Origin of the sequence: Marinobacter oulmenensis (assembly GCF_014201735.1) — a bacterium.
Classification (GTDB): Bacteria; Pseudomonadota; Gammaproteobacteria; order Pseudomonadales; family Oleiphilaceae; genus Marinobacter; species Marinobacter oulmenensis.
The window spans coordinates 369,087-394,703 of record NZ_JACHFE010000001.1; the positions used below are offsets into that span (position 1 = coordinate 369,087).

The 25,617-nt window shown below is 56.9% G+C and carries 22 protein-coding genes and 1 other RNA gene; 16 read left to right on the forward strand and 7 right to left on the reverse strand.

Annotated features, from left to right (window positions below; genetic code table 11):
• The first annotated feature begins 6 nt into the window (after positions 1-6).
• The 4 genes from HNR38_RS01715 to HNR38_RS01730 all read left to right on the forward strand — a co-directional run bounded on the left by HNR38_RS01715 (position 7) and on the right by HNR38_RS01730 (position 5,595).
• Positions 7-528, forward strand: coding sequence for a TRAP transporter small permease subunit (locus HNR38_RS01715; protein WP_183699131.1), 522 nt, complete (start codon positions 7-9; stop codon positions 526-528).
• Between the two features lie 15 nt (positions 529-543).
• Positions 544-1,818: a TRAP transporter large permease gene (locus tag HNR38_RS01720; protein WP_183699133.1), complete on the forward strand. Its 1,275-nt coding sequence runs from the start codon at positions 544-546 to the stop codon at positions 1,816-1,818.
• 15 nt (positions 1,819-1,833) lie between these two features.
• Positions 1,834-3,246, forward strand: coding sequence for an amidase (locus HNR38_RS01725; RefSeq protein WP_183699135.1), 1,413 nt, complete (start codon positions 1,834-1,836; stop codon positions 3,244-3,246).
• A 234-nt stretch (positions 3,247-3,480) separates the two neighbouring features.
• Positions 3,481-5,595, forward strand: coding sequence for a TonB-dependent receptor (locus HNR38_RS01730; protein WP_183699137.1), 2,115 nt, complete (start codon positions 3,481-3,483; stop codon positions 5,593-5,595).
• A gap of 48 nt (positions 5,596-5,643) precedes the next feature.
• Here the strand turns inward: HNR38_RS01730 and HNR38_RS01735 are convergent, their stop codons facing one another.
• The 3 genes from HNR38_RS01735 to HNR38_RS01745 are packed head-to-tail and all read right to left on the reverse strand — an operon-like array spanning position 5,644 to position 8,656.
• Positions 5,644-6,693 (reverse strand): FecCD family ABC transporter permease, encoded by a 1,050-nt coding sequence (locus HNR38_RS01735; RefSeq protein ID WP_183699139.1) that lies wholly within the window; start codon positions 6,691-6,693, stop codon positions 5,644-5,646.
• Positions 6,690-7,694 carry a FecCD family ABC transporter permease gene (locus tag HNR38_RS01740; protein ID WP_183699141.1) on the reverse strand — a complete coding sequence of 335 codons (1,005 nt, stop codon included), beginning with the start codon at positions 7,692-7,694 and terminating at the stop codon, positions 6,690-6,692. Before HNR38_RS01740 ends, HNR38_RS01735 begins: the two co-directional genes overlap by 4 nt.
• On the reverse strand, positions 7,688-8,656 hold the full coding sequence (locus HNR38_RS01745; protein ID WP_183699143.1) for an ABC transporter substrate-binding protein: 969 nt from the start codon (positions 8,654-8,656) through the stop codon (positions 7,688-7,690). The genes HNR38_RS01740 and HNR38_RS01745 overlap by 7 nt, the downstream gene beginning before the upstream one ends.
• Before the next feature lie 73 nt (positions 8,657-8,729).
• Here HNR38_RS01745 and HNR38_RS01750 point away from each other — a divergent pair, with 73 nt between their 5' ends.
• The 6 genes from HNR38_RS01750 (at position 8,730) to HNR38_RS01775 (ending at position 16,322) form a co-directional block, all read left to right on the forward strand.
• The gene (locus tag HNR38_RS01750) at positions 8,730-9,599 is read left to right on the forward strand and encodes an ABC transporter ATP-binding protein (RefSeq protein WP_183699145.1); all 870 of its coding nucleotides are present in this window, start codon (positions 8,730-8,732) and stop codon (positions 9,597-9,599) included.
• Entirely contained in the window at positions 9,596-10,501 is a 906-nt protein-coding gene (locus HNR38_RS01755) for a ferredoxin family protein (protein WP_183699147.1), read from the forward strand. Before HNR38_RS01750 ends, HNR38_RS01755 begins: the two co-directional genes overlap by 4 nt.
• Positions 10,502-11,364: 863 nt before the next feature.
• Positions 11,365-11,715 (forward strand): very short patch repair endonuclease, encoded by a 351-nt coding sequence (locus HNR38_RS01760; RefSeq protein ID WP_343068221.1) that lies wholly within the window; start codon positions 11,365-11,367, stop codon positions 11,713-11,715.
• A gap of 91 nt (positions 11,716-11,806) precedes the next feature.
• Positions 11,807-13,096 carry a DNA cytosine methyltransferase gene (locus HNR38_RS01765; protein WP_183699149.1) on the forward strand — a complete coding sequence of 430 codons (1,290 nt, stop codon included), beginning with the start codon at positions 11,807-11,809 and terminating at the stop codon, positions 13,094-13,096.
• A 42-nt stretch (positions 13,097-13,138) separates the two neighbouring features.
• Positions 13,139-15,100 carry an ATP-binding protein gene (locus HNR38_RS01770; protein WP_183699151.1) on the forward strand — a complete coding sequence of 654 codons (1,962 nt, stop codon included), beginning with the start codon at positions 13,139-13,141 and terminating at the stop codon, positions 15,098-15,100.
• 4 nt (positions 15,101-15,104) lie between these two features.
• Entirely contained in the window at positions 15,105-16,322 is a 1,218-nt protein-coding gene (locus HNR38_RS01775) for a PP_RS20740 family protein (protein ID WP_425488685.1), read from the forward strand.
• A gap of 322 nt (positions 16,323-16,644) precedes the next feature.
• On the opposite strand, the gene ssrA is transcribed toward HNR38_RS01775, so the two are convergent.
• Together ssrA and smpB are read right to left on the reverse strand one after the other, a co-directional pair.
• Positions 16,645-17,008: a transfer-messenger RNA gene (ssrA, locus tag HNR38_RS01780) on the reverse strand.
• A 75-nt stretch (positions 17,009-17,083) separates the two neighbouring features.
• Positions 17,084-17,563 carry an SsrA-binding protein SmpB gene (gene smpB, locus HNR38_RS01785; protein ID WP_183699155.1) on the reverse strand — a complete coding sequence of 160 codons (480 nt, stop codon included), beginning with the start codon at positions 17,561-17,563 and terminating at the stop codon, positions 17,084-17,086.
• A gap of 180 nt (positions 17,564-17,743) precedes the next feature.
• Between smpB and HNR38_RS01790 the strand changes: the two genes are divergently transcribed.
• The 3 genes from HNR38_RS01790 to HNR38_RS01800 are packed head-to-tail and all read left to right on the forward strand — an operon-like array spanning position 17,744 to position 20,114.
• Positions 17,744-19,333, forward strand: coding sequence for a sodium-dependent transporter (locus HNR38_RS01790; protein WP_183699157.1), 1,590 nt, complete (start codon positions 17,744-17,746; stop codon positions 19,331-19,333).
• A gap of 56 nt (positions 19,334-19,389) precedes the next feature.
• Positions 19,390-19,836: a type II toxin-antitoxin system RatA family toxin gene (locus HNR38_RS01795; protein ID WP_183699159.1), complete on the forward strand. Its 447-nt coding sequence runs from the start codon at positions 19,390-19,392 to the stop codon at positions 19,834-19,836.
• Positions 19,836-20,114: an RnfH family protein gene (locus HNR38_RS01800; RefSeq protein WP_183699161.1), complete on the forward strand. Its 279-nt coding sequence runs from the start codon at positions 19,836-19,838 to the stop codon at positions 20,112-20,114. The genes HNR38_RS01795 and HNR38_RS01800 overlap by 1 nt, the downstream gene beginning before the upstream one ends.
• 9 nt (positions 20,115-20,123) lie before the next feature.
• Here HNR38_RS01800 and HNR38_RS01805 read toward each other — a convergent pair whose 3' ends face one another.
• Positions 20,124-20,456 (reverse strand): outer membrane protein assembly factor BamE, encoded by a 333-nt coding sequence (locus HNR38_RS01805; RefSeq protein ID WP_183699163.1) that lies wholly within the window; start codon positions 20,454-20,456, stop codon positions 20,124-20,126.
• Positions 20,457-20,578: 122 nt separating this feature from the next.
• Between HNR38_RS01805 and fur the strand changes: the two genes are divergently transcribed.
• Positions 20,579-20,998, forward strand: coding sequence for a ferric iron uptake transcriptional regulator (gene fur / locus HNR38_RS01810; RefSeq protein WP_183699165.1), 420 nt, complete (start codon positions 20,579-20,581; stop codon positions 20,996-20,998).
• A gap of 62 nt (positions 20,999-21,060) precedes the next feature.
• On the opposite strand, the gene recN is transcribed toward fur, so the two are convergent.
• Positions 21,061-22,740 (reverse strand): DNA repair protein RecN, encoded by a 1,680-nt coding sequence (gene recN, locus HNR38_RS01815; protein ID WP_183699167.1) that lies wholly within the window; start codon positions 22,738-22,740, stop codon positions 21,061-21,063.
• Positions 22,741-22,979: 239 nt separating this feature from the next.
• Between recN and grpE the strand changes: the two genes are divergently transcribed.
• Positions 22,980-23,585, forward strand: coding sequence for a nucleotide exchange factor GrpE (gene grpE, locus HNR38_RS01820; RefSeq protein ID WP_183699169.1), 606 nt, complete (start codon positions 22,980-22,982; stop codon positions 23,583-23,585).
• 91 nt (positions 23,586-23,676) lie between these two features.
• Positions 23,677-25,599 carry a molecular chaperone DnaK gene (gene dnaK / locus HNR38_RS01825; RefSeq protein WP_183699171.1) on the forward strand — a complete coding sequence of 641 codons (1,923 nt, stop codon included), beginning with the start codon at positions 23,677-23,679 and terminating at the stop codon, positions 25,597-25,599.
• Positions 25,600-25,617 lie beyond the last annotated feature (18 nt).

A 25,617-nucleotide genomic window follows, 5' to 3' on the forward strand; every position in this document is an offset into this window, starting at 1 on the left:
CCCGTTGTGCTCAAAGCTCTTAATAGCTTGATTGACTGGCTGGAAGGCTTTGCGATGGTCGCGTTCATGTCGATCGCGACCGTCATTACCGTTGTCCAGGTTGTCTATCGCTACGGCTTCAACAGCTCTCTGTTCTGGGCTGAGGAAGTCGTTATCTACTCCATCATCTGTATGAGCTTCGTGGGCGCCAGTATGGGTGTTCGCCACGGAGCCCATATCTCCGTGGATGTTCTCAACGCCATGGTGCCTCCTGCGGTTAACCGCTGGCTGCATATCATCGCCTGTGTCCTGGGAATGGTGTTTGCCGGGTTCCTGATCTATTTCGGCTTTCAGCTTTTCTTCTCGGCACTGGATCGCGGCCAGCTGTCCTCCGCCCTGCGATTCCCGGTTGCGTGGTTCTACCTGCCCATTGGCCTGTCGGGGGTGCTGCTGATGATCCGTTACCTCGGGCTGGTCAAGGATGTCTGGAGCCGGCCACCCGTCAGCCACTCGGAAGAGCTGGCGACTGACGTTGACAACTTTGCGTAAAGGGTAGGGATTTCCATGATTTCAGCATTACTGCCCGCATTCTTTGCGGTGCTCCTCCTGGGGCTGCCCATTTTCGCCGCGCTTGCGCTCTCGGTATTCATCGCGATCGAGTTTTTCAGTGGCACCAGTGGTGTCATCGTGCCGATGCGAATGTTCACCGGTATGAACAACTTTTCGCTGATGGCGATTCCGTTTTTCATACTCGCCGCCGAGCTGATGCGTATTGGTGGGCTGTCTGACCGCCTGATTGACCTGGCGAAGGTACTGGTTGGCTGGGTGCCGGGTGGCCTGGGCGCGGCAACGGTGTTGTCCTGCCTGCTGTTTGGCTCCATCTCAGGCTCCAGCCCGGCCACGGTTGTGGCCATCGGTTCGATCATGTTCCCGGCCCTGGTGGCCGCGGGCTACAGCAAGCATTTCAGCATTGGCCTGATCGCCACGGCCGGAACGCTTGGCCCGATTGTACCGCCCAGTATTGCCCTGATTATCTATGGCTCGGTGACCGGAACCTCCGTCGGCAAACTGTTTGCCGCCGGCCTGTTGCCCGCGCTGTTTATCGCGGCTCTGCTCATCGCCTATTGCATCATCTACGCCTCGTTCAAGAAATACGACCGGGCACCGTTCCCGAAGCTGGCTGAGATTGGCCGCGCCTTCCGCTCGGCAGGGCTCGGGCTGGGGCTGCCGGTGATCCTGCTGGGTGGCATCTACAGCGGTGTGTTCACGCCCACCGAGTCGGCGGCTGTGGCCTGTGTCTATGGCCTGCTGATCGGCGTGTTTGTCTATCGCACCATTCGGCTGCCCGAGCTCGTGGCGACCTTGCGAAGCGCCGGTCTGACCTCGTCGACCCTGCTGTTGATCACCGCCGGGGCATCGGCGTTCTCCTGGCTGCTGGCGATTTCCGGTACGCCGACACAGCTGGCCAGTGAGGTGCTGTCGGTAACTGACGAGCCGCTGCAGGTGATGGCCCTGTTCAACTTTGTCATGGTGGTTGCCGGCTTCTTCCTGGACAGCGCGTCAGCGATCATCGTCCTGTCGCCTCTGCTACAGCCGATTGCGGCCCAGGTGGGTGTGGACCCGGTGCATTTTGGTGTGATTACCCTGATCAACTTCTCGGTGGGCATGATTACGCCGCCGGTGGGGCTCAACCTCTTTGTGGCCATGTCGATCTCGAAGATGTCGCTCAAGGAAGTTTTCCGGGCCTGTCTGCCACTGATCGCGCTGATGATGGTCGCGCTCGTAGTGATTACCTATGTGCCCTGGCTGAGTACCTGGCTGCCCTCCCTCATTTACTGAACTATGGAAACTTATATGGCTGATTCGCCTTTGCTGCTGCCCCTGCGTGAGCAGCATTCACGGCTACGCGATGGCCGTCTCAGTGCCCGCACGGTTGTTGATGCGGCCGTTGATGCTCATCAGAGACGGGGCGGGCACGATAATGCCTACATCACCTGGAACGGTGACGGCGCGGTGGCCAACGCGACTGCCGTCGACTCCGTGCTCGCCAATGGAGGCGATGCCGGCCCGCTGATGGGCTGTGCGGTGTCGATCAAGGACAACTACGGTGTGCCCGGCTTCCCAATCTATGCCGGAGCCTCAGAGCGCCTCCCGGAGAAGTGGCAAAAGGCCGGGCCGGTGGTTGAGACCCTGCTGTCACAGTTGCCGTCGTTGATGGGTAAAACCCATACCGTGGAGCTGGCTTTTGGTGGCCTGGGTACCAACGCCCACTGGGGCGCGCCGCGCAATCCCTGGGATGAACTTCGCCAGCGGGCTCCCGGGGGGTCCAGTTCCGGTGCCGGGGTGTCGCTGGTGGGGGGTACCGCAAGCCTGGCATTGGGGTCCGACACGGCAGGCTCCATACGCATACCGGCGGCCATGACCGGTGTCGCAGGCCTGAAGCTGACAGCCGGCCGTTGGCCGATTGACCAGATTGTGCCGCTGTCACCAACCCTGGATACGCCCGGGTTGATGGCGTTTCGTGTGGATGATCTCGCCTTCGCCTTTGAGGCGATGGACCCGAAAGGAAGAAAGGCGGGGCGCGGGAATGCCTTTGACCTTGATCTTGCGGACCTCACCTTCGGGGTGCCGGAATGCTATTTCTGGGAAAGCTGCAGTCCGGGCATCGCCGAGACTGTTGAAACGGCCATCCGGTCCCTGGAATCTGCGGGGGCACGGATCGTAACACTGGATCTGCCCGGGGCAGAGGAAGTGTTCGAGCTGTTCCAGCGTGGAGGCGTCGCGGCAGCCGAGCTGGCGTCGTTCCTCCACACGGAAGACACGGGGCTTATAAACCGGCTGGACCGGAATGTGGCGCTGCGGGTGGAAGAGGCGGAGAACATCCCGGCCTGGGAGTACGTACACCGTCGCCAGATGATCGAGCGCCTGTCTGAAGAGGCCCGGCCATACGTGGACAAGGTGGATGCCATCCTGACACCGACCGTCGCCATTACGCCGCCGGCGTTATCTGATCTCGAAGCGGAGGGCGAATACAAGAAGAGCAACATGCTGGCTTTGCGGAATACGGTGGTTGCCAACTTCCTGGGCCTGAGTGCTCTGACCATGCCCGTTGGCCGTGACCGGGCGGGAATGCCTGTTGGCCTCCAGGTGATCGGAGGGGCTAACGAGGAGTCCTTCCTCCTTGAGGTTGGGCGGGCGATTGAACGCAAGCTCGGCACCGGGCTGGATATTCTGGGGGCGCCGCCGGCTCCCCACGGTTCCGCCTGATGGCGGGCTGGCACTCGAGAGTCAGGTGATCACACATCTATGACAAAGCCCCTGCCGACAGGGGCTTTTTTTATGGGAGGCTGTTGGCGTGTGATGGAACCTCGTACTGGCCTCACCGCAGGGATGGCCAAATATTGAAATATTAAACGAAAATCATTATTGTTTGGTATTCGTTCGGCTTTGCCTCTTCTGGCGCCTACAAGCTGTTAACCCATCGAGCAATGAGCCATATCCATGCACAAATCCCCCCTGAGCCCGTTTCTTCTGGCCGGCGCTTCTATGATTGCACCCGTGGCGCTTGCCCAGACTCCGCAGTCTGAGGGCGCATCCACACTCCAGGAGCTGGTGGTCACGGCAACCCGTAACCAGGCCACGGCCGACAAGACGCCTCAGAAAGTCACCATCATCACCCGCGAGGAAATCGAGCAGCAACTGGCGATCAATAACGATCCCGGCCAGGTGCTTGGCAACCTGATTCCCTCCTACTCGCCGGGCCGACAGAAACTGACCAACGCCGGTGAAAGTTTCCGTGGCCGGGCCCCGCTGTTCATGATTGACGGCGTGCCTCAGACCAACCCGCTGCGTGACAGTGCCCGGGACAGTTACACCATCGACTTTTCCATGGTGGAAAAAATCGAAGTGATTCACGGCGCCAGTGCCGAGCATGGTCTGGGGGCGACCGGCGGCATCATCAACTTTGTCACCCGCAAACCGGAAGGCGGGCAGATGAACCAGTCGGTCTCTGCCAGCGCCACCACGGATGACGACGTCTCCACCGATGGCCAGGGCTACAAGCTGGGCTACCGTTTGAGTGGCCAGAAAGGAAGCTGGGAGTACCTGGCGGGCCTGACCTACCAGGAACGCGGGGTCTATTACGATGGCAAGGATGAGCGCATTGGCATTGCCTACCCCGGCGAAATCCAGAATTCCGAGAGTTACGACGTGCTTGCCAAGGTTGGCTACTGGCTGGATGACAACCAGAACATTGAGCTCTTCGTGAACCATTTCGACCTGGAAGGCAATGGCGATTACGTGCCGGTTGTCGGGGACCGGGACAATGGTGTGCCAACCACCGCAAGGCGGGGCGATCCCGATGGCGCTCCCGGTTTTAACGAAGTGACCACCGCCCGGCTGTCCTATACCCACGACGACTGGCTGGGCAACCGGGTGGATGCCCAACTGTACCGGCAGGAATTCCGTGCCCGTTTCGGCATAACGCCGTACTTCCCGTACGTGGATGGCAATGGCAACAACCAGTTCGATCAGACCCGCAATGAATCCGACAAGCTGGGCGCCAAGTTCACGCTGACCCGCGCCGGCCTGTTTGATGACCACCTGACCCTGACCACAGGCCTGGACCTGTTGCAGGACGAAACCAGCCAGAAACTGGTCAAAACCGGGCGGACCTACGTGCCGGAATCCCAGTTCCGCAACATTGCCGCCTTCCTTCAGGGCGACGTGTTCATCACCGATGCTTTGTCCATCCATGGCGGACTTCGCCAGGAAGAGGCGGAGCTGAAGGTCGACAGCTACAGCACCATCGATCGCAGTAACATAACCCAGGACAACGTCAGGGTCGGCGGTGGCAAGCCCGACTTCAGTGAAACGCTGGCAAACGCCGGGGTTGTCTACCAGGTAACCGAGGCCGCGCAGGTATACGCCAATTATTCCGAAGGCTTCGGCATGCCTGATGTCGGTCGTGTTCTGCGGGGCATTGGTGATCCGGGGCAGGACGTGGACACCCTGCTGCAACTGCAGCCCATTGTCACTGATAACCGGGAAGTGGGCGCACGCTTCAACTGGGACCGTTATCAGGTGGAAGTCAGCTACTATGAATCGGATTCCGACTTTGGCGAACGCCTGACCGAGGAGAACGGTGTCTGGGTAGGCAGCCGGGAGAAAACTGAAATCCACGGCTGGGAAGTGGTCGCCAAGGCCGATGTGACGGACCGCCATCGTCTGGGACTGAGCTACACCTACGCCAGCGGCGAATCCGACACGGACGGTGACGGCCGGGTCGACCAGGATCTGACCGGCATCAACATCGCTCCCGAGACGGTCCGTGCCACCTGGTCTGCGGCCTGGACACCGAACCTGTCCAGCCACCTGAGGTACACCCAGTACATGAACCGGGACGTGGATGACGACGAGCTGGATTTCGACGGCTACGGTCTTCTGGACGGTTCTCTCGCCTATCAGAGCCGGGTCGGGGCGTTCTCCCTGGGTATTGAAAACCTGCTGGACGAAGACTACTTCACGTATTACTCACAGGCCGCCCGGGTCAGTGATGAATACTACTTCCGTGGTCGTGGCCGTACTGTCACTGTAGGCTACGCCTACGACTTCTGATCGGTCGGTCTCTGTGAAAAGGCGCCTGCAACGGGCGCCTTTTTTGTATCAGCCGGTGCGTTTTTTCAGGCGGTATAGCAGGTAGAGCAGGAAAGGGGCACCCAGCCCGGCGATAAAGATGCCGGCCGGCATATCCCGGGGCAGGAACAGGGTTCGGCCGATGACATCGGCCCACACCAGAAGGAGGGCCCCGGTCAGGCCACTGAGCCACACCATGCCGGCGTGCCCCGCCCGCACCAGTTGCCGGGCCAGGTGCGGTGCAATCAGTCCGACGAATCCCAGAGCCCCGGCGTAGGCCACAGCACTGCCGGTGAGTGTCACCGCGGCCAGCAGGAACAGCAGGCGCATGCGGGTTATCCGGCTACCCAGCCCCTGCGCCATGTCTGCCCCCAGTGAATGCAGGTCCAGGTGCCTGGCATTCAGCAGGATGACCGCAACGGCACCGATGGTGATCGGAGCCAGTTGCCAGACTTCGTTCCAGCGGGTAGCGTACAGGCTGCCCGTCAGCCAGACGTACGCGGTCATGGCGGTGGCGTCCGGGCTCAGGACCAGCAACAGCGTGGTCAGGGCGGACAAACCCGCGGCCAGGCCGATGCCAATCAACACCAGCCGCGCGGGGCGGATCCCAACGCGCCACACCAGGGCGACCAGAGCCACCGCCACCAACAGGGCGCCGGCCATGGCCGCCGGCACCATCCAGGGTGTGTTGCCGGCGCTTCCGGTTAACCAGAGCGCCAGAACGGCCGCAGCGGCGGCGCCGTGGGAGATCCCGATGACATCCGGCGATGCCAGCGGATTACCCACCATGCCCTGCAGGACCAGACCGGCGACTCCCAGTGAGGCACCCACGAGGATGCCCATCAGCACCCTGGGCAGGCGGATTTCATGGAAAATTAGCCCGAGGCCCGGATCGTCGATAGTGCCGAGAACCAGATGAAGCAGATCCCCCGGCTGCGTTGGGTAGCTACCGACGGAAAGCGAGAACAGGGCGCTGGCCAGCAGCAACAGGCTCAGGCCGGTGCCGGTGGCCAGCAGGCGGGTGCTGGCCCGAACAGAGAAACGGTCTGACTGGCTGCGCACAACCCACTGACGATTCATGTTGAGGTGCTCCCACGGGTGGCCAGGCGCAGGAACAGGGGCGTGCCCAGCAGGGCGGTGATCACGCCGATGGGAATCTCCCGTGGCGGAATCATCAGGCGGGCAAGGGTATCCGCCACCAACAGCAGGATGGCGCCGATCAGCGCCGAGGCGGGCAGCAGCCAGCGGTGGTCCGTGCCAAACAGGGCCCGGGCGATGTGGGGCACAATCAGGCCGACAAAACCGATCAGCCCGGAGATCGCCACCGAGGCCCCGGCCAGGACCACCACCAGCAGGCCGGAGAGAATTCTGACCCGGGCAACCTGCAGTCCCAGGCCCTGCATGACATCGTCATCCAGCCCCAGCAGGTTCAGTTGCCGGGCCAGCAGTAGGGAAAGCAACAGCGCCGCGCCGATCATCGGCAGGATGGCCGAGACGGTGTCCAGATCCCGCCCTGAGACGGAACCGGCAATCCAGAACATCAGGGTTTCCAGCCGTTCCTGGTGGAAAATCAGCAGCCCCTGAGACACCGACACGAACAGTGTGGTGATGGCAACGCCCGCGAGGATGGTACGCATGGGCGAGAGCGTCCCGCTGGTCTCGCGGCCCAGGAAATACACCAGCGTTGCCGCCAGGGCCGCCCCGGCAAAGGCCAGCCAGATCAGTTGCAGGGGGGTATTCAGGGAAAACAGGGTGATCCCGATCACCACCAGGAACAGGGCGCCGGCATTGATGCCCAGCAGCCCCGGGGAGGCCAGGGCGTTGCGGGTGAGGGTCTGCATCAGCGTGCCGGCCACCGCCAGGGCCGAGCCCACACACAGGGCAATGATGGTGCGCACCGTGCGTTCGGACCGAATGATCAGGTGTTCCAGCGTGCCGCCATCGTAGGCGATAAAGCTGTTGACCACATCGGCCAGCGAGACCGGCTGGAAACCAAAGCGCAGGCTCGCCACCAGCGCGGTGGCGAGAAGCAGCAGTCCGGCCAGTACACCGGATATCCGAAGCGATCGGTTGTTCAGCATGCGTCCTGAACCTCAGGCAGGGTATTACTCAGGCCGTAGTGGCGGTAGAGATCATCAAGCATGTGGTTGGCCGCCAGGATGCCCGCGCCCATGTTCCAGGCCACCACGTCCACCCGATACACCTGCCCGTTGCGGGCGGCCTCCAGGTTTTGCCAGAGCGGGTGGGCGGTCCAGTCATCGAAGGTCCGTTTGACCGCCGGCTCATCCTGCATGAAATAGAAAATCGCCTGGGCGTCCATGGTGGGGATGCTTTCCTGGCTGGTCAGTTTGATGCCCCAGGTGTCCTGCCGGTGAGCCTCCGGTGACTGGAAACCCAGTTCATCCAGAATGGTTCTGGCAAAGCCGCCGTAGTAGATTCGCGCGTGGTTGGCCCTGAAGCTCAGAATGGCCACGGTCTGCGGCCAGCGCCCGCCCAGCTTGCGGGCAATGCGTTCGCGAAAGTCCGTGACCCGGTTGCGCCAGTGGTTCAGCAGGCACTGGCCTTTCTCCGTTTTGCCGGTGGCGAGGGCGACGGTTCGCAGCACCGCCTTGAAGTCGTAGACGTCCTCGGCGATGACCGTGGGCGCAATACGCTGAAGCAGGGGATAGATATCCTGATGGCGGTTTTGCGCACCGAGAATCAGGTCCGGATGCAGCCAGGCAATGCGCTCAAGGTCGGGCTGGGTCTCCAGGCCAAGCAGCGGCACCTCCTGCAGGGATGACCGAAGGTATCGGTACACCGGCTTTTCGATCCAGGACTCGACAATGCCCACCGGCTTGATCCCCAGCGCCACGGCGCTGTCCGTGGCACCCTGGAACAGGGACATCACCCGCTCTGGTGAGGCCGGAACCTCGGTGGTGCCCAAGGCATGACTGACGGCCGTACTGGCCAGTGCGGCCGGCGGAAACAGGCACAGCAGAAGCAGGGGCAGGGCAGCGAGGAATCTGGCTGGCGAAAGGTCTGTCAGGGAAGGGTGAGCCATGGGACAATGGGGCAACATTGATAATGAGAATGCGTAAGAATATCATCTGTTCCCCATGCCAAGCGACTTGCCTATGACTTTTCGCCCTGAACAGGCCGACCGGCCTCCCATAACCTCTCCCCTGGTGGGGCAGGGGCTGTGTGTGGGCTACGACGACCGCATCATCCTGGACAACGTGGAGTTTGAGCTGGCGGCCGGACAACTGACCGTGTTACTGGGCCCCAACGGCTGTGGCAAATCCACACTGCTGAAAGCCCTGGCACGCACCCTGCCGACCCGGCAGGGGACCGTCCTGCTGGACGGCCAGGACATACAGGCCCAGCCCGCCAAAGCCGTGGCCCGCCGTCTGGGCGTGCTACCCCAGAGTCCCACCGCGCCCGAGGGCATGACCGTGCGGGAACTGGTGGCCCTCGGCCGTTTTCCGTATCAGTCCCTGTTGCGGCAATGGTCGAGAGCGGATCAGGCTGCCGTGGAAAAGGCCATGGCGAACGCCGATGTCAGCCAGTTTGCGGATCGCCCGGTCGAGGCCCTGAGTGGCGGCCAGCGCCAGCGCTGCTGGATTGCCATGGTCCTGGCCCAGGAAACCGAGCTGCTTCTGCTGGACGAACCGACAACGTTCCTGGATCTGAAGGTCCAGGTGGATCTGCTGGAACTACTGAAAGACTTGTGCACCCATCACCAGCGAACCCTCCTGGTGGTACTCCATGATCTGAACCTGGCCGCGGCCTACGCTGACCAACTGGTGATGATGCGTGACGGGCGAATACGGTATCGCGGCAGCCCCCAGGCCGTGTTCACCGAGCGGTCGCTGAAAGAAGTCTTTGACCTGGATGCGCAGGTACTGGCTGATCCGCAACACGGTGCGCCGGTCTGTTTGCCATTGAAGCGAAGCGCTGACGCCCCTCCCGCAGACCGCATTGCCCGGGAACAGGTGGTGTCATGAGCAGCGCAAAGCTGTTTTGTGCGGTTGAAAGCGAACGCGTCGGCGACCCGCTGGCCGGCACGGGCGTTCATCTGACCCGGAATCTTCTGATCACCTGGCCCCGCCAGACCTGGACCCGGAGCCTGCGCCGGGCGAGTGACATGGCCCCGGAGGTGACCGAACACCTGAACCAGATGGTTGAGGAAGGGCGCCGCGTGAACATGATCTACGACCGGGACCTGCCCGACGAAACCCATCGGCTGTTCCTGTTCCCCGAAGCCATCACCCTGGAAGTGCCCCGTGTGGCCCTCCCGGAACTGCTGGACGCCATCAGGGCGGGAGACGCCCTGGAGCATTGGAACCCGCAACCGCAAACCCGACCGATGCTGCTGTGCTGTACCCACGGCAAAAAGGACAAGTGCTGCGCCAAATTCGGCTACAGCACCTACAAACAACTGCGTGACGCCGCCCAGGCAGGCAACCTGCCCATCGACGTCTGGGAAAGCTCACACCTGGGCGGCTGCCGCTTGGCGGCCAGTGCAGTTGCCTTCCCGGCACTCAGAAAATACGGCCGCCTCACGGACACCGACATCCGCCCGCTGCTCGACAGCGAACTCGCCGACAAGCCCTACCTGCCCTGCTACCGCGGCCGGGGCAACCTGACCCAGGCCCAGCAGGTGGCCGAGATTCATGTACTCACGCACCACCCCGAAGCGGAAGGTTATAGCTGGCTGGATGTAGGGGATGAAGTCGAAAACGGTGAGCAGCTCATCGTACCCGTTAACCTCAATGATTCTGGTGGTTCCGCCCGAACACTGCGGGTGCACTGCAAGCGCCAGAGCATCGTGCGCTACGATACCTGTGCGGATTTGCCCGAGGGGCCGTCTGAGGCGGGTTATTGGGTGGTGGATTGGGTGGAGTAGGCCGGGCGCCGAAAGGCCCTGAAAAGAGCAGGCGTGGACACGTTGTTGACACCTGAATGACGCTAATCATTATTGACCCTTTCTGCTGTTGGCAGGCTCCTATGTGCAAAGTTGGCCTCACCTACACCCACAACGATATCACGAGATCCTAGACATACCCCGTGAGCAGAGGGGAGGTGATTAGCTAAACGGTTGCCATCGCCAAGGCTCCGAATACTGTCTTCTGCAACGTGGGTGTTCTGCGGAGAACTGGGTACGGCTACGAGAACTGCTGGGACGGTGAGAAACTTGTATGGCACGGGAGGAATTGTTCCCGCTTTGGGCTGTAGGCCATCAGGAATCTGGTGTCAGGGGGCTACCAAGTCCGAGTTTTCTACCGGGAGGCAGATCGCGCCCTTCACATATGCGGGTATCGGATCTCCGGTTCCCTATGGCGATACGGCTCGGCCTGTGCGCATAGATTGTCTCTGGCTCCTATGATAATGAAGGGTAGCTGTAGTAGGCTCCCGTGTACCGTGTAGGAACTACGATCTATATTGGTACTGATCAGGGCTAAGTATACTGTTGGGACACCTCTGCCTGCATTGCCATAGTAGGGAAGGCTAATGCCTCGCCTTATTGTTGGTTATTTACTCCTTAGATAGATGTCGACCTAGATCCGTATCGGGGGCGAGTCTAAGACTGCGTGTATCAGTGGTACAAGTAGTAGTTGAATGACCCATATCTGGAGAGGACATGATTACTCTTCTGTGGTCGTTCCTGTCCACAAAATAGACGCTAGTGTCGTTTTCCGGGAAACCATGGTTTCTGAGACACGGAAACGCATAATGAGGGCTAATCTTCCCGCAAATACACGGCCTTAGATCCGGGTCAGGAAAACGCTCCATTCCATGGGCATGCAGTTCCGGATCCATCGAAGGGATCTTTCTGGCAAACCTGATATTGTCCTGCCAAGGCACGGACTCATCATCTTTGTCCATGGCTGTTTCTGGCACCGTCATTCTGGATGTCGGCTGGCGTCGGTTCCAAAGACCCGACCAGAATTCTGGGAAGCGAAGTTCAGGTCGAATCGGTTGAGGGACAAGAGGAACAAGTTGGCTCTCGAGGACATGAGATGGCTGGTAGAGGTTGTCTGGGAATGTGTAACGATGGATCAAACTCGATTGGATGGAGTGTTGGTTAACAACCTCAATTTCGATACGGATCGGGGGTAGTCTATCCAGACGTGCCCAATGTCCTGGACATTTGTAATGATTCCTGTACAATGCCAATAACGTAAAAATAGCGCGCATACTGGAAAATTGGATGTCAAAGGCTCCTGTATTTATTGATCTTTTTGCCGGTTGTGGAGGCTTGTCACTTGGCCTTCTCCAGGCAGGCTGGCAGGGACTTTTCGCTATTGAGCGGAGCCCAGATGCGTTCTCTACTCTCCACCATAATCTCGTCGACTCAGGACGTTTCGATTACCAGTGGCCTTCTTGGCTGTCTGAGCGAGCCCATGACATTGAGGGGTTCCTCAAAACACACTCTGAAAGACTGACCGAACTTGAAGGAAAGGTTGATCTCATTGCAGGCGGCCCTCCTTGCCAAGGGTTTTCTCCCGCAGGTCGCCGTGATCCGAACGACCCGAGGAATAGGATGGCTGAGCGGTATATGGAAGTGGTTTCGCTTGTTAAACCAAAGTTCCTGCTAATAGAAAACGTCCGCGGTTTTAACTCTCCCTTTACGAAATCCGGCGGCGCGTATTCCGGTGTACCTTACTCAGAAATTGTTAAGGAACGTTTGGATGCGTTGGGGTATGATGCAAAATATGAGATTTTAAAGAGCTCCGACTTTGGTGTTCCTCAGTTACGGCCTAGATTTATATTAATTGCAGTGAAAAAAAATATGGGCATTAAGGAGGATCCTTTTGTTTTGCTTAAAAAACAGAGAAGTAACTTTTTGAAATCGAAGCGATTACCTGTCGCTAAGCCTGTTACAGTCCGGCAGGCTATATGTGATCTGGAAATTTCTGGAAAAAAACTTGTTGCCGCTATGGATGGTAATATTAAAGGCTTTATGCAAATTGATTATGATGCTAGAGCTGTAAAAAGCTCCCCCTTTACTAGGTTGATGAGAAAAGGGTGTGGCGTAGGATTCGCGCCTAATTGTTTGAGATTGCCGAGACATAGCTCAGATGTCGTTTTTAGATTCAATTCTATCCTTAGGGATTGTCGAAAGGGATATACGTTGAGTAAGGAAGATAGGGATAGATACGGTATAAAAAAGCACGCGATTACTCCCTTGCATCCTGACAAACCTTCAGCGACGCTTACCACGTTGCCTGATGATATATTGCATTATAGTGAGCCTAGGATACTTACGGTTAGGGAGATGGCTAGAATACAGTCATTCCCTGATTGGTTTGCCTTTCTCGGTCCGTATACAACAGGTGGTAAGCGCAGAAAAGTAACTTGCCCTAGATATACACAAGTGGGCAATGCTGTTCCTCCTCTGCTTTCTGAGGCTCTAGGCTTATTCCTTGCCACCTTGTTAAAATCTAAGAGAAGCAGTGGCGAATATTCACCATTGGCGATTGAGTTAGGGTCTTTTTGATCGTCTACTGTGTATAAAAACGATTAGGAGGTCTTCAGTCTCATGTCTAGGGAAGACTATACAAATGAGAAGAAGCGGTTGGATCAGAAGAAGGACGTAGACCTTCAGGAAGAGATTGACCGTAACAAGGAGAGTGGAGGCGTCGCCTATGCTGAATTAAACACGGACGAGAAGGTTTTGGCTCGTGTTACTGATGGTATTTATAGGCAGCCCGCTTCGGCTATAAGGGAGCTTATCTCCAACGCCTATGACGCTGATGCAGATAACGTTTGGATTGACACTGATGTTCCAAGATTTAAGAATATAATAGTTAAGGATGATGGCAATGGTATGTCGTCAGCAGAGTTGACAAACCTTATTCATCATATAGGTGGAAGCGCCAAAAGAGACAAAAGTAAAGAGAATTTAGGGATTGTCAACGAAGTAGATCCATCTCGAAGTCCGGTAAAGAATAGAAAGCTTATTGGAAAAATTGGGATAGGCTTATTTAGCGTTGCTCAGTTGACACGAGAGTTTTTTATTACGACCAAAAAGAGTGGTGATGACTACTATATAGAAGCTCATGTTGTACTGCATAATTATGCAGATCCAGATTCTACGTCAGAAGTTGATGCAAGAGGTCAAAGCTTTTCCGCAGGTCGAGTGGCCATAAAGTCCATAAAGACCGATAATATCGAAGATCATGGTACAAATATTTTTCTTAAAAATATAAAGGAAAGCGCCCGTAATCAATTGAGGAGTACTGAAATATGGTCTCTGGAAGCAAGTGAAAACGATGGCGATGAACCCTCGTCGAATCCCAGAGTCCATACTCCAAACTTTCATATTGGTACGACCCAGAGTAAAAATCAGGACATCGTTGCAAGAGATGAAGAGCTCCCATGGTCATATAGTGATAAGCCTGAAGATAGGTTTAACAAGTTATATGATGCGATGTTATCTCTTGCGGGAAAAACGGTAAGCCCTAAATTACATGAGGTTTTTGATAACTATTTAGCGATGCTGTGGAGCATCGGTCTTTCGGTTCCAGTTCCTTATATTGATAAACATCCATTTGATTTGGGCTCAGATGACTATCCAATAATTTATAAGATAGTTAATAGCCTTAAGGGTAAGGCTGAACGAGTTGAGCTATCCGGGGATCAGTCAGTTAGCGATTTTGTCAATCTGGAGATAGACGAAAAGAGTCCAGCTTTTAATGTCGAAATTGATGGCGTGAAAATTTATCGACCCATAAGACATCGAAGGCTCCCCTCCACTCAGGCAGCTGTTAGGAATCCAATACTATTCATTGGAAGCTATCATAATAAATTTGAAAATATGAAGCCTACCCAATCTGGCGGTTCTTTAAGCTTTGACGCTTATATTATGTGGTGCCCAAAGGTTGTCCCAAAAGAGCATAATGGCGTTGTGTTGAGAGTTCATAATGCCACTGGTACGCTATTTGATGAAACTTTCATGAAGTATCAGGTTGCTGAGCATACCATTAAGAGTCAGCTTGTTGCTGAAATCTTTATTAAAGAAGGTTTGGAGTCTGCTCTGAACATTGACAGGGAGTCTTTTAATACTGCGCACCCCCATTACCAGATTGTCTCTAGATGGCTCCACTCAGCGCTAAGGCAGGTTATTGGTAAGTATAAGGATCTAAAGAAAGAAGCCTTAGAGCAGGGTAAGGTGGAACAAGCGAGTCAGTTTAGACAGCAACTTTCTGAAACTATAGAAGCTGTTGCCAACTCCCGTAATTACGACCTCTCAGATATTCGGCCTGTTTATTTTGATGATGACTCCGATACCTGGGATTCATATAAGTTTGATTCCGATAGTGTATTTGAGCGTGTACCTAAAAGGCATAAGAAAGGTCCTAAAAAAGATCTGGCCAAGGAAAAAATTAGAGCAATTGTGTCAGTTTTGGATCTTTATGGTGTTCTGGAGGATATGAGCTATGAAGATCAGGAAGCATTAATCGCGGATTTGGCGGCTGTAATATATTCCCGGGATAGTTGAGGTGATGATGGACGAATTCGCCGATAGTGAGGCATTTGGTGGTGATGTCGATGCTGACAAAATTGAGGAGGTGGTTAAGAGTACTACCTTTGAGGCTTGGCATAGACCCCGAAAGCATTGGATTCGATCCAAGCAATGGTGGGCTGCGATTGATTCTTTGCGAAAAGACCCAGCTCATGAGCAGAGCTCCTACTTTAATGTTTTGACTCTCCCTGGCGGTGAGTTGCTTGATGTCCGATATTTTCATTCAAAACTTAAACTTGATGATGAGAAAACTAATGTTAAGAAGCTCCGGTTGGTCGGTTTCATAAATAATACAAAGGATTATGAAGAGGCACAGCGGAACCTTCCACTTCTTGGGATTTCTCAGCCTGAATCAAAAGATGCGCTCATACAAAATGATACCATTGATAACCTTTCTGAAAATGGGGTTGTGAATCGGGCGTTTCGAAATCGAGGGCCCTTTGAGGTTGTTAATCTAGACTATTGTAATAGTGTTGCGCCACCCGGTGTGAAAAGCAGAGTCGCATCAATTTTCCAAATTCTGAGGTACCAGTTTAGCTATCAGGCAAAGCCCTGGGTTTTTATGTTCACTACCCGTACTACTAGAGGTGCGGTTAGCGAAGATTTTTTTGGCGAAGTTTTTGATATAATTAAAGACAACGTAGAAAAAAGTGATGATTTCCTAAATCAGTTTTTTGACCATTATATGGATTCATTAGATGGTCTCGATGATGGTAATACTCTTGAGCTGAAAAGCATTAATGAATGTGAACATCATTACAGTGAGTTTTTTATACTAGGTTTTTTGAAATGGATCGCTTCGTCCGCCATAGATTCCAGCGTGAAGGTAAAGCTTACGAGCGTTGTAAGATATGATGTGGAAGGAGATCAGGCGGACAGTGATATGTTTTCATTGGTATTAAGGTTTGAGAAGGTGGGTCTAAGGGGCGAAGACCCTCGCAACCTTGTTCGAATACCAGACGATGAAGGTGGTATCGAGCCTGAGGGATTAGTAGCATCCAGATTCGTGAGGAAGGTAAAGGAATCGAAAAAGGTTGAGAATATGTTGTTTGGTGAGCAAGAAAGTTATCGAAGTATTTCAAAGGACCTTGCTGCTTTTCTCGACCAATGTGGCAAATGTATTGACACGTTTTGGGAAGATGTGTGCCGTCCAGAAGTGGAGAGTAAAGGGTGGGATTTAGAGCAAATAAAGGCCTAGATGGTAGGCCTTTAAAAAATTCTTTACGGCGATACCTCATTTCCCCAATTATTTTAAGATCGTCTAGGTCGGTGGTGGCAATCTTCTGAGGAGCGCGCTCCTTATTGTCACTCGGCAGCTGTAAACCATCATTCCAAAGCGCCTGATCTGCTTAACCAGCAAGTGGTATCCACTCCACATCATGTAGATATGCCCGTCCAGTAATTTCCTCTCATTGGTGTCGATCATCACCACCTCTTGGGCGGCAATCTTTGGGCATTCTGCGAATTTGAGAGGGGGGCACAAAAAAAGCCCCTGAAGTCAGGGGCTTTTTCCTAGAAGGTGGTGGAGACGGCGGGAATTGAACCCGCGTCCGCCAGCACTCAGCCTTGAGATCTACATGCTTAGCGTCCTTCTATTGATTTAGCCTCAAGCGACCCGAAGGTCAGGGTGCAGGAGGCGAGCTCTTTGATCTTAGCCGTTAGACAGTGAGCTCTGGCTAACGGAGCAGCCTATAAGCGATGACGTCCTGGGATGTTGCTACTGGGTTATAGGCGCCCCAGCCAGGACGACCGGCAGCTTACGCTGCCAGTGCGTAGTTTTCGTCGTTTGCGACTATTTTAAAGCAGCTTTGGATTAACGAGATTCGCTGCCATCTCGACATGCACCCAAGGGTTCGTCACCGGCGTCGAAGCCATGTCGTCCCCTCTTGGTTTAAGTATATGTGGCCGTTACCGGGAACTTCAAGGGCCGCGTTCGCTATTTGTACCTACCCGGCCGCCTTAGTTGTTTTCCCTCAGGATGCGCTGTTTCTGGCGGTTCCAGTCTTTTTCCTTCTCGGCGGCGCGCTTGTCGTGCTTCTGTTTACCCTTGGCCAGGGCGATCTCGCACTTCACCTTGTTGTGTTTCCAGTAGAGCGCCAGCGGGATGCAGGTGTGCCCGGCCTGGTTAACCTTGCCGATGATCTTGGCAATTTCCTTGGCGTGCAGCAGCAGCTTCCGGGTGCGGGTCGGGTCCGGAATGATGTGGGTGGAAACGGTGCTCAGAGGCGTGATGTGTGCCCCAAGCAGCCACGCCTCGCCGTTTTTCAGCAGCACATAGGCGTCCACCAGCTGTGCCTTGCCGGCACGCAGGGATTTCACTTCCCAGCCGAGTAACGACAGCCCGGCCTCGAAGCGTTCCTCGATGTGGTACTCGTGCTTCGCCTTTTTGTTCAGGGCGATGGTGTTGCTGGTCGGTGCGTTGGCTTTCTTCTTGCTCATGAATCCTGTCCGGAGTCGGAAGAATGACGTCGCCGACCGGGATGGCCTGTCGGCGGAAGCGGGATTGTAGCTCAGGACTGCGTGGCGGGTCACGATATCCGGTGGCTGCCGAGCAGAAACGGTCGTTTGCCGGGGCCTGCTTCGGCTACAATGTGGCCACCATTGCGATCAGGGACAGGAATGTCACTCACGAATCAGAACTCGATCGGCTCGTTTACCCGCAAATCCACGTTTTTCTGGGCGTCGGTGGGCGCTACGGTGGGCCTGGCGAACCTCTGGCAGTTTCCCTATCTGGCCAGCATGCACGGTGGTGGTTACTTTGTGCTGCTTTACCTGGCCTGCCTGCTGATTATTACGCTGCCGCTGATGATTACCGAGGCGGTTTTTGGCCGCTATTCCCGCCAGGGTATTGTGCCGACCATGAACGCCCTGGTGAAGACGGCGGGTGTCCGGCGGTTCTGGCGGCTGGCCGGGCCGCTGAGTATTCTTGCGGCGTTTCTCGTGCTGTCGTTTACCGCCGTGTTTGGCAGCATTGCGCTGGCCTATGTTTTCCTCGGTGCCCGTGATGTGTTTGAGGGCGCCACGGTGGATTCCGCGTCCGCCGTCTTTTCCGATCTGGTGTCCAACCCGGACAACTATCGCATTTTCATGGCCTGGCACGGGGCTTTCCTGTTACTGGTGCTGCTGGTCTCCGCCCGCGGCGTGGTGCAGGGGGTTGAGCGGTCGGTACGGATGATTGTGCCGCTGGCGCTGGTGTTGATGACCGTTCTGTTTTTCATGTCGGCCAGTCATGGTCGCCTGGATACCGGCATCCGGCACATCCTGGAGCTGCGTCCGGATCAGTTGGGCATGGACAGCGTTCAGGGCGCTTTCTTCCACGCGTTCTATACCCTGGGCCTGGGCATGGGCGTCTGGACAGTGTTCGGGGCCTACAGCACCTCCCATACGCGCCTGAAGCGTTCGATTCTGGCGGTGGTGCTGATTGATACCCTGGTCTCCATCGGTGCCGGCCTGATGGTGTTTTCCATCGCGGGCGACGGTTCCGGGCTGGATGGTGAGCGCGGCTTCAGCCTGTTGTTTGTCTCGCTGCCAGCCCATCTGGCCGCCTTGCCCTACAGCCAAGTGATGATTGCTGCGGTCTTCCTGGCGGTGGTGCTGATTGTTTGGGCGAGCGCGATTTCTCTGCTGGAACCGGTGGTTGGCTGGCTGATGGAATGGAGCGGGGCTTCCCGGGTCGTCGCCGTGGCGTTAGTGGGGCTGGCGGTCTGGCTGGTCGGGGTGGCGTCCCTGTTGTCGTTCAATGCCTGGGCCGATGTGCGCCCGGGTGGTGCGTCGCCGTTCCGCTGGATCGAGCTGGTGGCCGGCGGCCTGGTGATCCCGGCGGTGGGTGTGCTGGTGTCGGCGTTTGCCGGTTGGTGCCTCAGTCGTCGCTTTGGCGGACTTCTGCTGGGGCATACGCCCAAGCTTTTCCGCAAGGTGTGGTACTGGGTGCTGCGCCTGGTGTTGCCGTTTGTGATTGCCTGGATCGGTTTGCAGTACACCGTGTTCTCGGTCACCAGCCTGTGCCACGGGCAGAATACGGCGGGCTGGTGCGGTAACGATCAGGCGGCTGAGGCGCCGATGTCGAAGGCTTCCCCCGAGGCACCGGCGGGTGACGAGGCGGAAGAGGTGGTCGAGCCCACCAAGGCGGGGCTCAGCACGCATGTGCGAGAAGGGGATTCCCTTGAAAACGCGCCAAAGGAAGGCAATATCCTTTATGATAGCGTATGAGCATTAACCGGCAGGCCCGGTCGTCATTCAGTTAATTTGCAGGAATTCCGGATTCGATGGCCCACCAGATCAACAAAACCGCACTTGTCATGCACTCGGCTGAACGCATGTTCCAGTTGGTGAACGATATTGCCCGCTATCCCGAGTTTTTGCCCTGGTGTGCCGACGCCGAAGTTCATGAGCGCAGCGAGCAGGAGGTGGTGGCCTCCATCGAGATTGCCAAGGGCGGTATTCGGCAGCGTCTGACGACCCAGAATCAGTTGGCTGAGCCGGACACCATCGACATGACACTGGTGGACGGGCCCCTGAAAAACCTGACCGGGCGCTGGAGTTTCCAGTCCATCGGGGACAATGCCTGCAAGGTGATTCTGACCCTGGCGTTCGAGTTCTCCGGTACCCTGTCACGCATGACCTTCGGCCCCATCTTCAATCAGGTGGCCAACTCCATGGTCGAGGCGTTCTGCCAGCGGGCGGATGAGATCTATCAGAAGGAGACGGTCTGATGCAGGTGGAAGTTGCCTATGCCCGCCCGGACAAGCAACGTATTGTGCCGGTAAAGGTGCCGGAAGGGACAACGGTGCTGGAAGCGGTCAAACTGTCGGGTATTACCGAGGTGTTTCCGGAGATTGAGCCGGACGCCATTGATATGGGGATCTTCGGCAAGGTGGTGAAAAGCCCGTCGGAGCAGGCACTCCGGGAAGGGGACCGCATTGAGCTGTACCGCCCCCTGAAGATTGACCCGAAGCAGGCGCGGCTGAACCGCGCCAGGAAGAAGGGCTAGGCGCCCGGCTCAGTAGGCCGGGGTCTCTTCCAGCAGCTTGGCCTCGTGGCCGGTGTACTGGTCATCGTCATAGTTGATGACGATCCGCTGCTCCTCGATGTCACCGCCCCGGCGCTGGAAAGTGTACACGTAGTAGTCCCGGGTTGGGTCAATCGGATCGATGGTCAGCGGTGTCCCGAGGATGGCGTGTACCTGGCTTCTGGGCATGCCTTCGGACAGTTGGCCAAGTTCTTCATCGGTGACGATGTTTCCCTGCTGGACATTGATCTTGTAGACGCCCGGGAACGCGCAGCCGGCCAAGGATAAAATACTAATAAGAACGATAGCGGTGAGCTTTTGCATCGCCAGGGGAAATCCTCTATCTTGAAGTCGCCTGCGCGGGGCAGGAGTGAAACGGGTACACCGTTGAACGGCGGCTTCATCATACCCGAAGCCGTAAGGCACACCAAAGAGTGAATGTTAACATGTCATCTGAAAACGCCGAATTACGAAAAGTCGGTTTGAAGGTTACTCTGCCCAGAGTGAAAATCTTCAATATTCTCGAAAACGCTAACGAGCACCATCTGAGTGCGGAGGACGTTTACAAGAAGCTGCTCGATCAGGGCGATGACGTGGGCCTGGCGACGGTCTACCGTGTATTGACCCAGTTCGAAGCGGCTGGACTGGTGCTGCGCCACAACTTTGAAGGCGGCCATGCCGTGTTTGAGATGGCGGGCGATGATCACCACGACCACATGGTCTGTACCCAGACGGGTGAGGTTGTCGAGTTTGTCGATGAGGTGATTGAAGAGCGCCAGAAGAAGATTGCCGAGGAGCATGGCTATGAGATCGTTGATCACAGCCTGATCCTCTATGTAAAGCCGGCAAGTGGCGACAAAAGCTGACCGGTGAAAAAAAGGGCCGACAGCGTCGGCCCTGAAAGCTCTCCACGAAGTAGAGAAGGGGTTCAGTGATGGGTGGCCTGGCCCTTGGTGTACATTTCCCGCGCATGGGCGATTGTGTGCTCCGTCATATCCATTCCACCCAGCATTCTTGCCACTTCGCTGATCCTTCCCTGATCATCCAGTGTCTCAATTCGTGAGTAAGTCGTTTCCGCTTCGGTAAACTTGCTGACAAACAGGTGCTGATGGGATTGCGCTGCCACCTGCGGCAGATGCGTTACGCACAGAACCTGTCCGTTTTCCCCGAGTGAGCGCAGCAGTCGACCAACCACTTCCGCCGTGCCGCCGCCGATGCCAACGTCCACTTCGTCAAAGACCAGGGTCGGGGTGGTGGACGTCTGGGCCACCACAACCTGGATTGCCAGACTGATCCGGGACAGTTCGCCACCGGAGGCTACCTTGGCAAGTGGCCGGGCCGGTTGCCCGGGGTTCGCGCTGACCAGAAACTCGATGTCTTCCTGGCCATGGGGTGCCGGCTCACCGTCATCGTTACGGTTGAGGTGAGTAACGAACTGCACGGACGGCATGCTCAGCTGCGCCAGTTCCTCGGCGATGCGCTGGTCCAGTTCCGCCGCTGCCCGCTGGCGTTTGTCGGTCAGCTCGCTGGCCAGGGTGTCAAAACGTGCCTGCTGTTCTGCCAGTTCCGCTTCCAGTTGCTCCAGGCTGCCGGCCCCGCCGTCCAGCTCCGCCAGTTCCGCAGCCAGGCGCTGATGGAATTCAGGCAGCTCTTCCGGGGTGATCCGGTGCTTCCGGGCCATCTGGTAGATGCTGCTCAGGCGGTCTTCCACTTCCGACAGTCGGGCCGGGTCTGCCTCGTAGTCGTCAACGAAGTGGCGGAGGTTGTCGCCGGCCTCCGAAATCTGGATCTCCGCCTCGCTGAGCATCTGCAGCGTGTCGGCCAGGGCCGGCACTTCCACCGGCAGTTGTTCAAGCTGTTGCAGGGCCTGGCGCACCAGCCCAGCGGCGCTGGTCTCGTCTTCGGTGCATAACAGGGCAGCCTGGTGACTGCTGTGCAGCACGGCATCGGCCTGGCTCAGTTGCGCCTGTTCTTCTTCCAGTGCGGTTTGTTCGCCGTCCTCAAGGGCCAGGCGGTCCAGTTCTTCCACCTGATAACGCAGCAGTTGCAGCCGGGCTTCGGCTTCGTCGGCGTTCTGGCGGCGCTGATGCAGTTTCTGGCGGGTCTGGTTCCACGCGCGCCAGGCAGCGCCGGTGTCGGCAGCGAGGGATTCGCAACCGGCGAACTCATCCAGCAGCCGGCGGTGGGTGTCCTTGCGCAGCAGTGACTGGTGCTGATGCTGACTGTGGATGTCCATCAGGGTGCTACCCAGTTCTTTCAGCTGCGAAAGCGGGCAGGGCTGGCCGTTGATGAACGCCTTGGAGCGGCCTTCCTTGCTGATGGTTCGGCGCAGGATGCAATCCCTGCCGTCGTCCAGTTCGTGCTCTTCGAGCCATTCCCGGGCGTCGGGAATGCGGCCAATATCAAAACTGGCGGTGATGTCGGCCCGTTTGGCGCCATGGCGTACCGCGCCGGCGTCGGCTCGGCCGCCCATGGCCAGGCCCAGGGCGTCCAGTACGATGGATTTGCCGGCACCGGTCTCCCCGGTCAGGGCTGTCATGCCCTGCCTGAAGTTCAGTTCAACCCTTTCGGCAATGGCGTAGTTGGATACCGTGAGTTCTGTGAGCATGCCGTGACCTCCGCTCGGTGATACTGTTCGTTCATACAGTGACTGTGAATATATACAGGGTTTTTCCGGTTTGCAAATGTGGGAAAGGTGAAAATTTCATCGATTGCCCTTAAAGGCGGTTGAAACCGCTGAGCAGGGCCCCATATCCGTTCGCAAAGCCAGTTTTCCTGCCGCAGACAGGCGGGTTCATTTAGCCGAGCGCCCGAATGGGCCGTGAGAAACAGGTATCAGGAGTTGTCATGAGTGCTGACGAAAAGCGCAACGAGCAGGTAGAGGAAGAGCAGAACGAGGCGGTAGAGCCGGAAGCGGAAGCGCAGGCTGCTGCCGAGGAAGAGGTTTCTGCAGGCGAAGGCTCCGAAGTCGAGGCGCTGCAGGCCAAGCTTCAGGAGTACCAGGAGCAGGCGCTGCGTGCCCAGGCAGAGATGCAGAACGTGCGTCGCCGCGCGGAGATTGATGTGGAGAAAGCCCACAAGTTCGCGCTGGAAAAGTTCGTCAAGGAGCTGCTGCCGGTTGCTGACAGCCTGGAAAAGGCGGTCGAAAGCACCGAAGGGCAGGAGGAGTCCGGCGAGCTGGTGGCGTCCATCCGTGAGGGTGTCGAAATGACGCTCAACCTGTTTATGAACAGCCTGGGCAAGTTCAATGTCGAGCAGGTGAATCCGGTAGGTGAGCCGTTTGATCCCCAGCAGCACGAAGCGATGTCCATGGTGCCGGCGCCGGATGCTGAGCCCAACACCGTGGTGAACGTGGTGCAGAAAGGCTACCTGCTGAACGGCCGAGTGGTTCGTCCGGCCATGGTGATTGTCTCGAAGGCGGAAGAGTCGCCAAAAATCGACGAGCAGGCTTGAAAAGTCAGTTCAAGCGCCAATATACCGAGTTAACAGTCAAAACCGGAATTAAAGCCACCGGAACCGTATTAAGAAGAGTTGGAGTGATTCGATGAGCAAAATTATTGGTATCGACCTGGGAACCACAAACTCCTGTGTTGCCATCATGGATGGTGACAAGGTCAAGGTTATTGAAAACGCAGAGGGTGATCGCACAACCCCGTCCATCATTGCCTACACCGATGATGGTGAGACTCTGGTTGGTCAGTCTGCCAAGCGCCAGGCCGTTACCAACCCGGCGAACACCCTGTACGCCATCAAGCGTCTGATTGGTCGCCGCTTTGAAGACGACGTGGTCCAGAAGGACATCAAGATGGTGCCTTACACCATCGCCAAGGCGGACAACGGCGACGCATGGGTTGAGGTGAAAGGCCAGAAGATGGCTCCGCCGCAGGTTTCTGCCGAAGTTCTGAAGAAAATGAAGAAAACGGCAGAAGACTACCTGGGCGAGAAGGTAACCGAAGCGGTTATCACCGTGCCGGCCTACTTCAACGATTCCCAGCGTCAGGCCACCAAGGACGCCGGCAAGATCGCCGGTCTGGAAGTCAAGCGCATTATCAACGAGCCGACCGCTGCTGCTCTGGCCTATGGCCTGGACAAGAAGAGCGGTGACCGTACCGTGGCCGTATACGACCTGGGCGGTGGTACCTTCGACCTGTCCATCATCGAGATCGCCGATGTAGACGGTGAGCACCAGTTCGAAGTGCTGGCGACTAATGGCGACACCTTCCTGGGCGGTGAGGACTTCGACCTGAAAATCATCGAGTACCTCGCAGACCAGTTCAAGAAGGACAGCGGCATCGACCTGCGTGGCGATTCCCTGGCCATGCAGCGCCTGAAAGAAGCCGCCGAGAAAGCGAAGATCGAGCTGTCCAGCAGCCAGCAGACCGATGTGAACCTGCCGTACATCACGGCGGATCAGAGCGGTCCGAAGCACATGAACGTGAAGCTGACCCGGGCCAAGCTGGAATCGCTGGTTGAAGATCTGGTTACCCGCAGTCTCGAGCCGTGTAAGGTTGCCCTGCAGGATGCCGGCATGAAATCCGGTGAAATCGACGAAGTCATTCTGGTGGGCGGTCAGACCCGTATGCCGCTGGTTCAGGAGAAGGTAAAAGCGTTCTTCGACAAAGAGCCGCGCAAAGACGTGAACCCGGATGAAGCCGTTGCCATGGGTGCTGCCATCCAGGGCGCCGTACTGGCCGGTGACGTGAAAGACGTACTGCTGCTGGACGTGACTCCGCTGACCCTGGGCATCGAAACCATGGGTGGTGTTGCGACTCCGCTGATCGAGAAGAACACCACGATCCCGACCAAGAAGTCGCAGACCTTCTCTACCGCGGAAGACAACCAGACAGCCGTGACCATTCACGTGGTCCAGGGTGAGCGCAAGCAGGCGAACCAGAACAAGTCTCTGGGCCGCTTCGACCTGGCCGACATTCCGCCGGCACAGCGTGGCGTACCGCAGATCGAAGTCACCTTTGACATCGACGCCAACGGTATCCTGAACGTGTCTGCGAAAGACAAGGCGACTGGCAAAGAGCAGTCCATCGTGATCAAGGCCTCTTCCGGTCTGAACGACGATGAAATCGAGAAGATGGTTCAGGACGCGGAAGCCAACGCCGAAGAGGACCGCAAGTTCGAGGAACTGGTCCAGGCCCGCAACCAGGGTGATGCCATGGTTCACGCCGTGCGCAAGACCCTGAGCGAAGCCGGCGACAAGGTCAGCGACAGCGAGAAAGAGTCCATCGAAGCTTCCATCAAAGAGCTCGAGGAAGCTCTGGAAGGCTCTGACAAGGAAGACATCGAGGCCAAGACCCAGAAGCTGACAGAGGTGTCTTCCGAGCTGGCCCAGAAGATGTACGCGGAGCAGGGTGAACAGGCGGCTGAAGGGCAGGAAGGTGCCCAGTCACAGCAGAGCGCTGATGACGCCGTTGACGCCGAGTTCGAAGAAGTCAAAGACGACGACAAGAAGTAATCCGAGGTACATCAGGCA

Excerpts from the sequence above, each read along its gene's own strand:
- HNR38_RS01735 (WP_183699139.1), bottom strand. The coding sequence starts at position 6,693 with ATGAATCGTCAGTGGGTTGTGCGCAGCCAGTCAGACCGTTTCTCTGTT.
- HNR38_RS01765 (WP_183699149.1), top strand. The coding sequence starts at position 11,807 with ATGTCAAAGGCTCCTGTATTTATTGATCTTTTTGCCGGTTGTGGAGGC.
- HNR38_RS01755 (WP_183699147.1), top strand. The coding sequence starts at position 9,596 with ATGAGCAGCGCAAAGCTGTTTTGTGCGGTTGAAAGCGAACGCGTCGGC.
- fur (WP_183699165.1), top strand. The coding sequence starts at position 20,579 with ATGTCATCTGAAAACGCCGAATTACGAAAAGTCGGTTTGAAGGTTACT.
- HNR38_RS01745 (WP_183699143.1), bottom strand. The coding sequence starts at position 8,656 with ATGGCTCACCCTTCCCTGACAGACCTTTCGCCAGCCAGATTCCTCGCT.
- smpB (WP_183699155.1), bottom strand. The coding sequence starts at position 17,563 with ATGAGCAAGAAGAAAGCCAACGCACCGACCAGCAACACCATCGCCCTG.
- dnaK (WP_183699171.1), top strand. The coding sequence starts at position 23,677 with ATGAGCAAAATTATTGGTATCGACCTGGGAACCACAAACTCCTGTGTT.
- HNR38_RS01800 (WP_183699161.1), top strand. The coding sequence starts at position 19,836 with ATGCAGGTGGAAGTTGCCTATGCCCGCCCGGACAAGCAACGTATTGTG.
- HNR38_RS01795 (WP_183699159.1), top strand. The coding sequence starts at position 19,390 with ATGGCCCACCAGATCAACAAAACCGCACTTGTCATGCACTCGGCTGAA.
- recN (WP_183699167.1), bottom strand. The coding sequence starts at position 22,740 with ATGCTCACAGAACTCACGGTATCCAACTACGCCATTGCCGAAAGGGTT.
- grpE (WP_183699169.1), top strand. The coding sequence starts at position 22,980 with ATGAGTGCTGACGAAAAGCGCAACGAGCAGGTAGAGGAAGAGCAGAAC.
- HNR38_RS01730 (WP_183699137.1), top strand. The coding sequence starts at position 3,481 with ATGCACAAATCCCCCCTGAGCCCGTTTCTTCTGGCCGGCGCTTCTATG.
- HNR38_RS01740 (WP_183699141.1), bottom strand. The coding sequence starts at position 7,694 with ATGCTGAACAACCGATCGCTTCGGATATCCGGTGTACTGGCCGGACTG.
- HNR38_RS01750 (WP_183699145.1), top strand. The coding sequence starts at position 8,730 with ATGACTTTTCGCCCTGAACAGGCCGACCGGCCTCCCATAACCTCTCCC.
- HNR38_RS01725 (WP_183699135.1), top strand. The coding sequence starts at position 1,834 with ATGGCTGATTCGCCTTTGCTGCTGCCCCTGCGTGAGCAGCATTCACGG.
- HNR38_RS01775 (WP_425488685.1), top strand. The coding sequence starts at position 15,105 with ATGATGGACGAATTCGCCGATAGTGAGGCATTTGGTGGTGATGTCGAT.
- HNR38_RS01720 (WP_183699133.1), top strand. The coding sequence starts at position 544 with ATGATTTCAGCATTACTGCCCGCATTCTTTGCGGTGCTCCTCCTGGGG.
- HNR38_RS01770 (WP_183699151.1), top strand. The coding sequence starts at position 13,139 with ATGTCTAGGGAAGACTATACAAATGAGAAGAAGCGGTTGGATCAGAAG.
- HNR38_RS01805 (WP_183699163.1), bottom strand. The coding sequence starts at position 20,456 with ATGCAAAAGCTCACCGCTATCGTTCTTATTAGTATTTTATCCTTGGCC.
- HNR38_RS01790 (WP_183699157.1), top strand. The coding sequence starts at position 17,744 with ATGTCACTCACGAATCAGAACTCGATCGGCTCGTTTACCCGCAAATCC.